Raw genomic sequence first — 12,450 nt, 5'->3', positions numbered from 1 at the left:
ACTGGCGTTGGGTGGCCGGGTGGGGGAGCGGGCCGGCACCGAAACCTCAAACGTCCAGCCGGAACTTGAGCAGCAGCGATCGCTGAAAGAACAGCTGGTTGTCGTCGGAGGCGATCCACAGGATCGTCGCGCCGCCCTCCTGCGTCGCCGCCAGCGCCTCGAAATTGTCGTGCACCACCGGCGCAGCGAATCGCGCGACTTCGCGCCCCGCCGCCGTCCGCCCCGGCTTTACCGCGCCGCGATCGACGATCGTCAGCACCGCGGTGAATCCTTCGCGCAACGATGCCTTGCGGTTGAGCACCGCCAGCCGCCCGTCGGGCAATTCGGCGATGTCGGTGGGCTTGAACCCGCTCGGCGGCCGGTAGCTGAACGCGAATCCGCGCTGCTGCGGCCGTGTCGGATCGCCCGCGAACCACAGTCCGCGCCGCGTGCCCTTGCCGTCGCCATCCTCGCCCTCGGCAAGCACGATGAAGCTGCCGTCGCGCAGCCGCACCAGCGATTCGGCTCCGCCATTCTCGGGCCATTCGGCCATCGCCCGCGGCGCCGCATGCGCCTCGGCGCGGATGAAATCGGGCGAGAAGCGCCAGATCTCGTTCGCGAACTCGAATCCCACCCACAGCTGCCCGGTTATCGGATCGCGCGACATCGATTCGCTATCGCGGTCGGATTTGCGCCAGCCGGTTCCCGGCCCGTCGGGCAGGTTGGCGAAGCGCGGCTCGCGCACCTGCCAGTCCGCGCCCATGCGAAAGCTGACGATGTTGCCGCCATCGCTCAGCAGCGTGAACCGCTCGCCCTCCACGCTCATCGTGGAAAAGCCGCCGAACGCCGATGCCGGCCCGGTCAGGTGCACCCCGCCCAGGAAGGTCAGCCCGCCAAGCTTCGTCCGCCCGGGATCGCGCCAGTCGAGCAGCACGCGGTGCGCCGTCATCTCCGCCTTGGCGGGCAGCAGCCCCAGCCGCTGGTCCCCCGACCAGCTCGGCACGAACGACAGGATCAGCAGGATCGAAAGCAGGATACGCATCGCGGACCCTAATAGCGGCCCGGTTCGCCCCGCAAAGCTGAACCTCAGATAACAGCCGCGTTCAGCCAGCACTCAATCCCGTTCATCTAGGAGCAATCCCAACGGGACGCGCCGCTTCCGGCGCCTCGCCAAACAGCCGGTGCGCGTCGTTTGCGCCCTGCCCGCGTTTCCCCGCGTAGCGTATCGGGGACGGGCGCTTTCCCTCGGGCCACTCGCCGCACCGGCCATCCCTTCATTCGTCATCATTCGCGCGTGCCGCCGATAGCGCCGGCCCGTTCGCTGAACGGGAGATAACCGGCACATTCAGGCAAGGCTCAATGCGGTTATGCGAATCCCTTGTCCAACGATCGCGGCAAGGGGCCGCATCGCACGAAACGGCAGAACAAGGAGAAGACCATGTTCAAGAAGCTTTCCCTGATCGGCGCCGCGCTGGCGATGACCGGTACCGCGCTGATTCCCGCGACCCCCGCCGCCGCGCAGGGCCGCTATGAATATCGCGACCGCGACTATCGCGGCTACGACCGCGGCTATCGCGATTATCGCCGGTATGATCGCGGCGACCGCCGCTACTACAACAACCGCTATCGGGCGCGCGAGAAGTGCCGTGACGGTGACGGCGGCACCATCGTCGGCGCGATTGCCGGCGGCCTCGCCGGCAACGCCATCGCCGGCCGCGGCGACCGCACGCTCGGCACCATCCTCGGCGGCGCCGTCGGCGCCATCGCCGGCCGCGAGATCGACCGGTCGGACCGCCCGGGCTATTGCCGCCGCTAACCCGTTAGCGATCTGAAACGAGCGAGGCCGGCTTCCGCAAGGAGGCCGGCCTTACTTGCATCGGTTACCAAGTGTATCAGTTGAGCAACACTCTCCGGCCAATCCCTGAATTTGAACGGTTTGGCGCTTGTTTCTGCCACATTCGACACCCAGATGCGCCCTCCCCGAGGCGCGGACGACACGCGCCCAGGGCTGTAAAAAGGAACGTAGAACAACATGAAGAAGATTGCTCTGGCGCTCGTCGCCCTGACCGCCGCCGCCACCCCGGCTTTCGCGCAGGACGAGGCAGCGCCCTTCACCGGCGGCCACATCACCGCGATCGTCGGCTACGACAGTCTCGACCTCAACACCTCGGGCCTCGATAACCCCGACGGCCTCGCTTATGGCGCCGCCCTGGGCTACGATCTCCAGCGCGGCAACGTGCTGTTCGGCATCGAGGGCGAAATCACCGGCTCGACCGCCAAGATCGAATCGGGCAACACCACCGTCGCGCGCGCTGGCCGCGACCTTTATGCCGGCGGCCGTCTCGGCTATGTGTTCGGCCAGACCGCCGTTTACGGCAAGGTCGGCTACACCAACGCCCGCGTCGAGACGAGCGTCGGCGACGAGAATGGCGACGGCATCCGCTTCGGCGGCGGCGTCGAGCACAAGTTCACCGACAAGCTCTTCCTCAAGGGCGAGTATCGCTACTCGAACTATGAGGGCGACGTCGAGCGCCACCAGATCGTCGCCGGCCTCGGCGTGCGTTTCTGATGTGCTGATGCCGCGTTTGGACAGCACCGCGGCATGAGACACGAAAGGCCGGCCTCCGCGAGGAGGCCGGCCTTTTTGTGTGGGCCGCCAGGCGGCAGCCTGATCAGCCAGCCTCGCCTGATGGGCGTCGCTTCCCGTTTATCCTTTGCTCATAGGCTCGCGGCAGTATTGCCGGGAATCCGTTCGGGAGAGAGGCGATGCGGAAGACGGTGTTGGCGACAGCCTTGCTCCTCATTGCTGGCGAAGCGCATGCTGCGGAGAAGCGCAAGCCTGAACCGGGCTGGAAATGCGCGCTGGAGAATCGCGGGCCGTTCGGAGTCATCTCAAGCGCGTTTGAAATCAGCAAACGGCCGCAGGCGCTGCCCGCCCATCTGAGCTGGCGCGATGGCGACGGAACGTTCAGAAATCCGTGGCTCAGCGCTGCATGGTTTCGCAAGCCCGACGGCTCTTACAGCCTGGATCATGGCTATGTGAATATTACGCGGCACATCTGGAAGGGGAGGGTCGGGAAAGGCCCGCGCGCCCAGAAATTGCGGCTCGAGATCCGGACGACGCTTGACCAGCCCAGATTCAGGGCTGCGGCCCTTGCCAGCGCCGTTCAGCGTTCGGGCGGGCCTTTTCACATGCAGCTATATTGGCACGACCTGGCCGCGTTCGCGCGCGGCGCGCCGCGTCTCTATCTCGTCGCACGCAACACCAAATCCGAGATGGTCGATCATGTGGAGATCGATCGGGAGATCTTCGATCGCGCCGCGCCGCATGTCGAAGCGGCGATGCGCAAGATCGAGGAAATCTACGCGGCCCCGGCCAAGCATTGCACGCATTTCGACGATCTTCGCGAAACGGACATCGTCGTCACGTCGTGACCGCACCTCATGCCGAACGGGTTCCGCCAGGCGGACCCGCCGGCCAGGCAATGGCGTAGCCGCAGCCACGCCTGCCCCGTCAGTACATATGCTGCCCGCCATTGATGCTCAGCGTCGATCCGGTGACGAACCCGCCCTCCTCGGAGCACAGGAACGCCACGCCGCGCGCGATCTCGTTGGCCTGGCCCAGGCGCCCGACCGGGATCTTCGCCACGATCTTCTCCAGCACCTCGGCGGGCACCGCGGCGACCATGTCGGTATCGATATAGCCCGGCGCGATCGCGTTCACCGTCACCCCGGCTTTGGCGCCTTCCTGCGCCAGCGCCTTGGTGAAGCCGTGGATGCCGCTCTTCGCCGCAGCATAGTTGACCTGGCCATACTGCCCGGCCTGGCCGTTGATCGATCCGATGTTGACGATCCGGCCCCATTTACGCTCGCGCATGCCGGGAAACACGCCCTTGGCCATGTTGAAGCAACCGCCCAGGTTCGTGTCCATGACCTCCTTCCACATCTGGTAGGTCATCTTGAGGATCGTGCCGTCGCGGGTGATGCCGGCATTGTTGACCAGCACATCGACCGGCCCCAGCGCCGCCTCGACCTCGGCGATTCCGGCCTGACACGCATCATAATCGGCGACGTCCCATTTGAACGCCTTGATGCCGGTCCGCTCGGTGAACTCGGCGGCGCGCTGGTCGTTGCCGGCATAGTTGGCTGCGACCGTCATCCCCATGTCCTTGAGCGCGACGCTGATCGCCTCGCCGATGCCGCGCGTTCCACCGGTTACGATCGCTACCCGTGCCATGAACCTCTCCCATAATTGGTTGATCTCAAGGCTAGGCAAGCGCCGCCCAGCCCGCAAGCTCCCTTGCGAGGATGTTGCGCAACATGAGTAGCCCGGGCGCGCTGTCGTTGAGGCAGTCGAGATAGGCGAAGCGCTCGCCCCCCGCCGCCAGGAACGTCTCGCGCCCGCGGATCGCCAGCTCCTCCAGCGTCTCGAGGCAGTCGGCGGCAAAGCCCGGGGCGACCACCGCCACGCGTTTCATCCCCGTGCGCGGCAGCCCCGCCAGCACCGCATCGGTCGCCGGCTCCAGCCACTTCGCCCGCCCGAAGCGCGACTGGAAGGCGACGATCAGCTCGCGCCCCAGCGCTTCCTCCAGCAGCCGCGCCGTCTTGCGGCAATGGCAATGATAGGGATCGCCCAGCGCCAGCGTCCGCTGCGGCATGCCGTGGAAGCTCGCGACGATCGCCTCCGGCTCGAAATCGAGCGCCGCAAGCTGCGCCTCGACCGACGCCTTCAGCGCAGCAATGTACGCCGGATCGCCATGATAGGGCGGCAGCGTCCGCACTGCCGGCTGCCAGCGCATCCCCGCCAGCGCCGCGAACGCCGCGTCGTTCGCCGTCGCGGTCGTCGCCGCGCAATATTGCGGATAGAGCGGCGCGATCAGGATGCGCTCGCACCCTGCGTCCTTCATCGCCGCCAGCTTCTCGCCGATCGCCGGATTGCCGTAGCGCATCGCCCAGTCGACCCGCAGCTGCGGCCACGCATGCTGCAGCGCCTGCGCCTGCCGCGCGGTGATCGCGGCAAGCGGCGACCCTTCGTCGGTCCACACCAGCGAATAGGCATGCGCCGATTTCCTCGGCCGCGTGCGCAGGATCACCCCGCGCAGGATCGGCTGCCACACGACTGCGGGAATCTCCACCACGCGCCGGTCCGACAGGAACTCGGCCAGATAGCGCCGCACCGCGCCCGGCGTCGGCGCATCCGGCGTGCCGAGATTGACCAATAGCACCCCGACGCGCGGCGCCGGGATCGCGGGATGCGCTTCCGTCATCATTCGCCGCCGGGGATCAGCGGAAGCTGGCGCAGCCGCACGCCGGTCGCGGCATAGAGCGCATTGGCGATCGCGGGCGCGACCGGCGGCACCGCCAGCTCGCTCGCCCCGCCGGGATCGGCGTCGCTCGCGATCAGCTCGACCATGATCTGCGGGCAGTCGGCCAGCCGCGGCAGGTCCAGGTCACGGAAGCTCCGCGCATCGGGCCGGCTGGCGGTGAATCCCGTCGTCGCGCCCAACGCCGCCGCCATGCCGAAGATCAGCCCGCCCTCGATCTGCTGCTCGACCACGCTCGGGTTGGCCACCCGCCCGCAATCGACCGCGGCGATCAGCCGGTCGACCTGCACGCGCTGATCGCCGCCGACCGAGGCTTCTGCCATCACCGCGATATAGCTGCCCGCAAAGGCGTGGCACGCAAGGCCCTGCCCGCTCCCCGGCAGCCCGCCCTGCCATCCGCCGAGCGAGGTGACGGTCGACAGGCACCGCGCCAGCCGCGGCTCGCCGCCCAGCATCGCGATGCGGAACGAGAACGCCTCGACATCCGCGACATGCGCCAGCTCGTCGATGAAGCTCTCGGTGAAGAAGGCGGTGTAGCTGTGTGCGCCCGATCGCCAATAGCCGGTCGGCACGCCGATATCCGCGGGGTGGTGGTCGATCGCCAGCGCCGGGATGCGATAGGGCGGGCGCGCGCCCGCCACCGCCGATGCGTCGCCGATGCCGGCCGTCGCCAGCCCCACGCCGATCGCCCCGCCCCCGCCGGTCAGCCGCCGCGCCAGCTCATGCCCGGTATTGGGCGCCGCGATCTTGGCGAGCCAGCCCGAAACGCTCCCGTTCGTCCCCAGCCGCGCGGTCATCCGCGCCGCCGCGGGCGGGCGGAAACGGTCCTGCACGCAGGTCTCCCCGCGCGACCACATGAGCTGCACCGGCTTCTTCACCTCGCGCGCGATCAATGCCGCCTGCGCGGCCACCTGATGCTCCAGATTCTGCCCGAAGGAGCCGCCCGCCAGCACCGGATGGATCACTACATCGCTTGCGCCGATGCCCAGCACCCGCGCCACCGTGTCGCACGCAAAGCCTGGCGCCTGCGTGGGCAGCCACAGCCGCAGGCGGCCATCCTCCCACACCGCAGTCGCGCACATCGGCTCGATCGCGGCATGCAGCGCGAGCCCGACGCGATATTCGGCGGTCACGACGCGGGCACCCTTGAACGCGGCGGAAAGGTCGCCTGCCGCGGCCATCCGCTCGCCCTCGCCGTCCAGCGCCGCGTCGAGCGCAGCCTGGATCGTCTCGCTCTCGATTTGTCCCGCCACCTCGAAACGCGGGTTGATCGCCTCCAATGCCTGGTTCGCCGCCCACCAGTTGTTGGCGACCGTCGCGACCCACATCTCGTTCTTCACGATGTGCAGCGTGCCGGGCACCTTCTGCGCCGCCGCCTCGTCGATCGCGGCGAGCTTCACCGTGCCGACCGGCCCCTGGCGCAATGCCGCGAAGACCATGCCGGGCAGGCGGATATCGGCTGCAAAATTGGCGCTGCCGTCGACCTTGCCCGGCGCATCGAGCCGCGGCGCTGGCGTCCCCGTCAGCCGCCCGGTATCGCCCTCGCGCAGCGGCAGGTCGCCGGGCACTTCCTCGCCTGCCGCATCCGCCGCCAGCTCACCGAAGCGCAGCCGCTGCTGGCCATGCACGACATGGCCGTTGGCGGTATCGCATTCCTGCCAGTCGACGCCCCAGCGCCGCGCCGCGGCCTTGCACAGCAGCGCGCGTGCCCCGGCGCCTGCCGCGCGCAACGGCGCCTCGAACCCGCGCATCGAGGTCGATCCCCCGGTCAGCATCACCGCATTGCGCTCGGCCCAGCTCCGCTCCAGCCGCTCGGGCAACACGCCGGGGAACAATTCCGCGAACCCCAGCGCGTTGGCGTAGAGCGGGTTGAGCGGCGCCTGCTCCACCCCCACCATCCGCCAGTCGGCACCCAGCTCGTCCGCCACCAGCTGCGGCAATGTGGTGAACACGCCCTGCCCGTACTCGCATTGCGGGATCGCGACGGTGACCTGGCCATTCTCCGCGATCTTGAGCCACGCGCCGAACGCGGTCTCCTTGTCGCGCACCGACAGGTTGGGAAGATAGGCGCGCGGCCACACCGCCCAGGCGAGCACCAGCCCGATCCCCGCTCCGCCGCCGATCAGCAGCGTGCGCCGATCGATGCCCTTGCCCGTTCGCTCCATCGCCGATGGCTCTACCCTCGGTTCGGCTGATGCGCCAGTCACTCCCAATCCTCCCCCGTCAGGGGGAGGTGGCGCCGAAGGCGTCGGAGGGGGAGGAACCGATGCCGCCCGCCGTCCTCCCCCTCCGTCAGGCTACGCCTGCCACCTCTCCCTTGCGGGGGAGGATTGAAGGAGATTGCCCTTCTCCGCACCAAAGCAGAGTCTTGGGTTTGCCGTGATATCCGGATAGGACAGCGCCGAACCCTCCGGGAGCCACGCACTTGATCCTGTCCATCGCCGCCGAGAACTACATCAGCTTCCAGGGCCTCGGCTTGAACCCGGTCCTGCTCAAGATCGGCTTCTTCGAGCTCAAATGGTACTCGATCGCCTATATCGCCGGCATCCTGATCGGCTGGTGGTATCTGCTCAAGCTGATCGCCCAGCCCGGCGCGCCGATGGCCCGCCGCCATGCCGACGACATGGTGTTCTACGCCACGATCGGCATCATCCTTGGCGGCCGGCTCGGCTATGCGATCTTCTATCAGACAGAGCTGCTGCTCGATCCGATCAAGCTGCTCCGGCTGTGGGACGGCGGCATGTCGTTCCATGGCGGCGTGATCGGCGTGACGCTCGCGATCCTGTGGCTGTGCCGCAAGGACAAGCTCAGCTGGCTGCGCGTCCACGACTATGTCGCCTGCTGCGTTCCCTTCGGCCTGTTCTTCGGCCGCCTAGCCAATTTCGTGAATGGCGAGCTGTGGGGCCATCCCACCACCGTGCCCTGGGCGGTCGTGTTCGAGCGGACCGGCGGCCTTGTCCCGCGCCACCCGAGCCAGCTCTACGAAGCAGGCCTCGAAGGGCTGCTGCTCGGCATCGTCCTGTGGTTCCTGTTCTGGAAGACCGACGCACGCTACCAGCCGGGCAAGCTCGTCGGCACCTTCATCCTCGGCTATGGCCTGTCGCGCTTCTTCGTCGAATTCTTCCGCGAGCATGACCGCCAGTTCGACGGCACGATCTTCGCGACGCCCGGCCTGCACATGGGCCAGCTGCTCACGATTCCGATGATCCTCGGCGGCATCTATCTCATCGCCACCGCAAAGAAGCGCCGCGAGCGGGTCGAGCCCTTCGCGGGGCCGCAGACCATCGCCTGAGGCCCCACACCCAACCTCCGTTCACCCTGAGCCTGTCGAAGGGCCGTCTTTCTTCTTCGGCCGCGTGAAAGAAGAACAGGACTTCGACAAGCTCAGTCCGAACGGATAGGGAGACGCGGATGCCCGACGCCAGGAACGAAGAAGGCCCGCTTCCCGAGCGGCTCGCCCGCGCCATCACCATGGCCGGGCCGATCCCGCTCTCGCAGTTCATGGGCGCGGCGAACACGCATTATTACGCGACGCGCGATCCGCTCGGCGCGCGCGGCGACTTCACCACCGCGCCCGAGATCAGCCAGATGTTCGGCGAGCTGATCGGCCTTGCGCTGGCCGACCTGTGGGATCGCGCCGGGCGCCCCGCCGCGCACTATGTCGAGTTCGGCCCTGGCCGCGGCACGCTCGCCGCCGATGCGTTGCGCGCGATGGCCAGCGCGGGCCTAGAGCCACCCGTCCATTTCGTCGAGAACAGCCCGGCATTGCGCGCCGAGCAGGCCAGGGCGGTGCCGCAGGCCGAATGGGCGCTCGACATTGTCGGCCTTCCCGACGACGCGCCGCTGCTGGTCGTCGCCAACGAATTCTTCGACGCGCTGCCCATCCGCCAGCTCATCAAGACGCGGGAAGGATGGCGCGAGCGGCTCGTCGCCTGCCAGGACACTTTGTTCCTCCCCGTGGTCGGCAACACCGTGTTCGATCCGATCATCCCGCCGCAATTCCGCGACGCGCCCGACGGCTCGATCCTCGAAACCTCGCCGCCCAGCGTCGCGATCCTGCGCGCGCTCGCCGCGCGGCTGCTGGCGCAGGGCGGCGCGGCGATCGTGATCGATTATGGCTATGCCGGCCCGGCGCTTGGCGACACGCTCCAGGCGGTGCGCGGCCACGCCTATGCCAACCCGTTCGAGGATCCTGGCGAGGCCGATCTCACCGCCCATGTCGATTTCGGCACGCTGGTCGAGGCCGCACGGGTCGAGGGCCTCGTCGCCCACGGCCCGGTCACGCAGGGCGAATTCCTGAACGCGCTCGGCATCGGCCCCCGCGCCGACGCGCTCGCCAGGGCCGCCCCTGACCGCGTCGCGGAGATCGCCATCGCCCGCGACCGCCTCACCGGCGACGAGGCGATGGGCGAGTTGTTCAAGGTCATCGCCTTCACCGCACCCGGTTGGCCTGCCCCGGCGGGCTTCGCATGACGATCGTCTACGACACGCCGGCGCTCGCCGATGCCGACGCGCTCGACGCGATGGCGCAGGAGACCTGGACCCGCACCTTCGGCCATGGCTACGCCCCGGCCGATCTCGAAGCCTATCTCGCCCAGGCCTATGGCCCCACCGGCCGGCTGCGCGCGCATCTCGCCGATCCTGCCGTGACCTGGCAGGTCGCCCGCGCCGAGGGGCGGATCGTCGGCTATGCCAAGCTCGTCCCGCCCTGGCTCGAAGAGGCCGGGCCGCACGACGCCCAGCTTGGCCAGCTCTACATCGCCTATGACTGGCACGGAAAGGGCGTCGCCCAGGCGTTGATGGACTGGAGCATCGCCGAGGCCCGTCGCCGCAACGCCCCCGCATTGCTGCTCACGGTGTTCGAGGAGAACCACCGGGCCATCGCCTTCTACGCCAAATACGGCTTCGTCCATATCGGCGACTACGCCTTCCGGGTCGGCGAGAAGATCGACCGCGACCTCATCATGAAGCTCGACCTGTGAGCGTCGAGGTCGTCCGCGCCCGCGCGCTGGAGGGCATCGCCCACGGCTTCCTCGGCCGCACCGGCGGCGTCTCGACTGGCGCCACCGCCAGCCTCGACATGGGCCGCCGCGGCCGCCCGCCCACGCCCGAGCTGATCGAGAACCAGCGCCGCGCCCTCGCCGCGGTCGCGCCCGGCACAGAGCTGATCGGCCTCTACCAGGTCCACTCCGCCGACGCCGTTACCGTGCTCGAGCCGTGGGACGACACGCTCCGCCCGCATGCCGACGCGCTCGTCACCAACCGCCCCGGCCTCACCCTCGGCATCCTCACCGCCGACTGCGCGCCCGTCCTCTTCGCCGACCGTCAGGCCGGGGTGATCGGCGCCGCGCATGCCGGGTGGAAGGGCGCGATCGGCGGCGTCACCGATTCGGCCATCGCCGCGATGGAAGCCCTCGGCGCCCGGCGTGAGAACATCGCCGCCGCGGTCGGCCCCTGCATCGCCCGCGCCAGCTACGAAGTCGACGAGGGCTTCCGCACCCGCTTCGCCGAGTTCGATCCGGAAAACGACCGCTTCTTCACCCCCGGCCGCGAGGGCCATCACCAGTTCGACCTCGAAGCCTATGTCGCCCACCGCCTCGCCGCAGCCGGCCTCCGCACCGTCGAGGCATTGGGCGAGGACACCTACTCCCAGCCCGAGCGCTTCTACAGCTTCCGCCGCGCCACCCACCGCAACGAACCCGATTATGGCCGCCAGATTTCTCTGATCTCATTGACGGGTTGAAGCGTTGGTGCGAGTGCAGCTTCAAAGACGTTTCACCTGATACGATCGCGAGAGAGGCACCCGACATGACCGACAAGCCCGGCAAGCCCCCCGAACGGACGGACGAAGCCGCTCTCACCGGCACCACCCCGCGCCGTCGCCCCAAGCCCCCGGTCGATACCGTCGGCGGCCGTCAGCTCAGCCCCGCGACGCTGATGATGGGCCATGGCTATGATCCGATGCTGTCGGAGGGCTCGCTCAAGCCCCCGATCTTCGCCACCTCGACCTTCGTCTTCCCCAACGCCGCCGCGGGCAAGCGCCATTTCGAGGGTGTCACCGGCAAGCGCCCGGGCGGCGCCGAGGGCCTTGTCTACTCCCGCTTCAACGGCCCCAACCAGGAAATCCTCGAGGATCGCCTCGGCATCTGGGAGGAGGCGGAGGACGCGCTCGCCTTCTCCTCCGGCATGTCCGCCATCGCCACCCTGTTCCTCGCGCTGGTCAAGCCCGGCGACACGATCGTCCACTCCGGCCCGCTCTATGCCGCGACCGAGACGCTGATCGCGCGCATCCTCGGCAAGTTCGGCGTCCACTGGCTCGATTTCCCCGCCGGCGCCACGCGCGAGGAGATCGACGCGGTCCTGTCCAAGGCCGCCTCGGGCAACGTCGCCCTGATCTATCTCGAGAGCCCCGCCAACCCGACCAATGCGCTGGTCGATGTCGAGGCCGTCGCCGCCAGCCGCGACGCGATCTTCGCCGGCGCGAACAAGCCGCCGATCGCGATCGACAACACCTTTCTCGGCCCGCTCTGGGCCAAGCCGCTCCAGCAGGGCGCCGACCTCGTCGTCTATTCGCTGACCAAATATGCCGGCGGCCATAGCGACCTCGTCGCGGGCGGCGTGCTGGGTTCCAAGGAGCTGATCAACACCATCCGCCTGATGCGCAACACGATCGGCACGATCTGCGACCCCAACACCGCCTGGATGCTGCTCCGCAGCCTCGAGACGCTCGAGCTGCGCATGTCCCGCGCCGGCGAGAATGCGGTCAAGGTCTGCGAATATCTCCGCACGCACCCCAAGGTCGAGAGCGTCGGCTATCTCGGCTTCCTTCCCGAGGGCAGCCGCCAGAGGGACATTTACGACCGTCACTGCACCGGCGCCGGCTCGACCTTCTCGCTCTACCTCAAGGGCGGCGAGAAGGAGGCGTTCGCCTTCCTCGACGCGCTCAGGATCGCCAAGCTCGCGGTCAGCCTCGGCGGCACCGAGACCCTCGCCTCGGCTCCCGCCGCGATGACTCACCTCTCGGTCCCCGACGCGCGCAAGAAGGCGCTCGGCATCACCGACAACCTCGTGCGCATCTCGATCGGCGTCGAGGACGCCGACGACCTCATCGCCGACTTCGAGGAAGCGCTGAAGTCGGTGTGAGAGC

12 protein-coding genes are annotated in these 12,450 nt (G+C 68.3%); 8 read left to right on the top strand and 4 right to left on the bottom strand.

Translation table 11 applies throughout. The features are described from left to right. Positions 1-46: 46 nt before the first annotated feature. Positions 47-1,021: an esterase-like activity of phytase family protein gene (locus VGD28_RS02980; protein ID WP_331026846.1), complete on the bottom strand. Its 975-nt coding sequence runs from the start codon at positions 1,019-1,021 to the stop codon at positions 47-49. A 396-nt stretch (positions 1,022-1,417) separates the two neighbouring features. Here VGD28_RS02980 and VGD28_RS02975 point away from each other — a divergent pair, with 396 nt between their 5' ends. The 3 genes from VGD28_RS02975 (at position 1,418) to VGD28_RS02965 (ending at position 3,414) form a co-directional block, all read left to right on the top strand. Next, positions 1,418-1,795 carry a glycine zipper 2TM domain-containing protein gene (locus VGD28_RS02975; RefSeq protein ID WP_331026845.1) on the top strand — a complete coding sequence of 126 codons (378 nt, stop codon included), beginning with the start codon at positions 1,418-1,420 and terminating at the stop codon, positions 1,793-1,795. A 216-nt stretch (positions 1,796-2,011) separates the two neighbouring features. Then, a complete protein-coding gene (locus VGD28_RS02970; RefSeq protein WP_331026844.1) occupies positions 2,012-2,548 on the top strand; it encodes a porin family protein in 537 nt (178 codons plus the stop codon). Positions 2,549-2,745: 197 nt separating this feature from the next. Beyond that, a complete protein-coding gene (locus tag VGD28_RS02965) occupies positions 2,746-3,414 on the top strand; it encodes a hypothetical protein (RefSeq protein WP_331026843.1) in 669 nt (222 codons plus the stop codon). Between the two features lie 79 nt (positions 3,415-3,493). Here VGD28_RS02965 and phbB read toward each other — a convergent pair whose 3' ends face one another. The 3 genes from phbB to VGD28_RS02950 are packed head-to-tail and all read right to left on the bottom strand — an operon-like array spanning position 3,494 to position 7,468. Next, complete coding sequence (gene phbB / locus VGD28_RS02960) at positions 3,494-4,216, bottom strand: acetoacetyl-CoA reductase (RefSeq protein WP_331026842.1); 723 nt, start codon at positions 4,214-4,216, stop codon at positions 3,494-3,496. A gap of 31 nt (positions 4,217-4,247) precedes the next feature. Further along, complete coding sequence (hemH, locus tag VGD28_RS02955; protein WP_331026841.1) at positions 4,248-5,249, bottom strand: ferrochelatase; 1,002 nt, start codon at positions 5,247-5,249, stop codon at positions 4,248-4,250. Then, positions 5,246-7,468, bottom strand: a complete 2,223-nt coding sequence (locus VGD28_RS02950; protein ID WP_331026840.1) for a xanthine dehydrogenase family protein molybdopterin-binding subunit — start codon at positions 7,466-7,468, stop codon at positions 5,246-5,248. The genes hemH and VGD28_RS02950 overlap by 4 nt, the downstream gene beginning before the upstream one ends. 260 nt (positions 7,469-7,728) lie before the next feature. Here VGD28_RS02950 and lgt point away from each other — a divergent pair, with 260 nt between their 5' ends. The 5 genes from lgt to VGD28_RS02925 all read left to right on the top strand — a co-directional run bounded on the left by lgt (position 7,729) and on the right by VGD28_RS02925 (position 12,446). Then, entirely contained in the window at positions 7,729-8,595 is an 867-nt protein-coding gene (gene lgt / locus VGD28_RS02945; protein WP_331026839.1) for a prolipoprotein diacylglyceryl transferase, read from the top strand. A 119-nt stretch (positions 8,596-8,714) separates the two neighbouring features. Next, a complete protein-coding gene (locus VGD28_RS02940; RefSeq protein WP_331026838.1) occupies positions 8,715-9,776 on the top strand; it encodes a class I SAM-dependent methyltransferase in 1,062 nt (353 codons plus the stop codon). Beyond that, positions 9,773-10,285 (top strand): GNAT family N-acetyltransferase, encoded by a 513-nt coding sequence (locus tag VGD28_RS02935; protein ID WP_331026837.1) that lies wholly within the window; start codon positions 9,773-9,775, stop codon positions 10,283-10,285. The genes VGD28_RS02940 and VGD28_RS02935 overlap by 4 nt, the downstream gene beginning before the upstream one ends. Beyond that, positions 10,282-11,046, top strand: a complete 765-nt coding sequence (pgeF, locus tag VGD28_RS02930; RefSeq protein WP_331026836.1) for a peptidoglycan editing factor PgeF — start codon at positions 10,282-10,284, stop codon at positions 11,044-11,046. The genes VGD28_RS02935 and pgeF overlap by 4 nt, the downstream gene beginning before the upstream one ends. Positions 11,047-11,111: 65 nt before the next feature. Beyond that, positions 11,112-12,446, top strand: coding sequence for a cystathionine gamma-synthase family protein (locus VGD28_RS02925; RefSeq protein WP_331026835.1), 1,335 nt, complete (start codon positions 11,112-11,114; stop codon positions 12,444-12,446). The last annotated feature ends 4 nt before the right edge of the window (positions 12,447-12,450 follow it).

Origin of the sequence: Sphingomonas sp. (assembly GCF_036402235.1) — a bacterium.
Lineage (GTDB): Bacteria > Pseudomonadota > Alphaproteobacteria > Sphingomonadales > Sphingomonadaceae > Sphingomonas.
Note: the sequence above shows the minus strand (reverse complement) of the source record. Positions and strands in the feature narration are given on the sequence as shown.

What these genes read in the sequence shown, in the direction of transcription:
- VGD28_RS02965 (WP_331026843.1), top strand. Translation starts at nt 2,746, where the DNA reads ATGCGGAAGACGGTGTTGGCGACAGCCTTGCTCCTCATTGCTGGCGAA.
- VGD28_RS02970 (WP_331026844.1), top strand. Translation starts at nt 2,012, where the DNA reads ATGAAGAAGATTGCTCTGGCGCTCGTCGCCCTGACCGCCGCCGCCACC.
- VGD28_RS02935 (WP_331026837.1), top strand. Translation starts at nt 9,773, where the DNA reads ATGACGATCGTCTACGACACGCCGGCGCTCGCCGATGCCGACGCGCTC.
- VGD28_RS02950 (WP_331026840.1), bottom strand. Translation starts at nt 7,468, where the DNA reads ATGGAGCGAACGGGCAAGGGCATCGATCGGCGCACGCTGCTGATCGGC.
- VGD28_RS02980 (WP_331026846.1), bottom strand. Translation starts at nt 1,021, where the DNA reads ATGCGTATCCTGCTTTCGATCCTGCTGATCCTGTCGTTCGTGCCGAGC.
- hemH (WP_331026841.1), bottom strand. Translation starts at nt 5,249, where the DNA reads ATGATGACGGAAGCGCATCCCGCGATCCCGGCGCCGCGCGTCGGGGTG.
- VGD28_RS02975 (WP_331026845.1), top strand. Translation starts at nt 1,418, where the DNA reads ATGTTCAAGAAGCTTTCCCTGATCGGCGCCGCGCTGGCGATGACCGGT.
- phbB (WP_331026842.1), bottom strand. Translation starts at nt 4,216, where the DNA reads ATGGCACGGGTAGCGATCGTAACCGGTGGAACGCGCGGCATCGGCGAG.
- VGD28_RS02925 (WP_331026835.1), top strand. Translation starts at nt 11,112, where the DNA reads ATGACCGACAAGCCCGGCAAGCCCCCCGAACGGACGGACGAAGCCGCT.
- VGD28_RS02940 (WP_331026838.1), top strand. Translation starts at nt 8,715, where the DNA reads ATGCCCGACGCCAGGAACGAAGAAGGCCCGCTTCCCGAGCGGCTCGCC.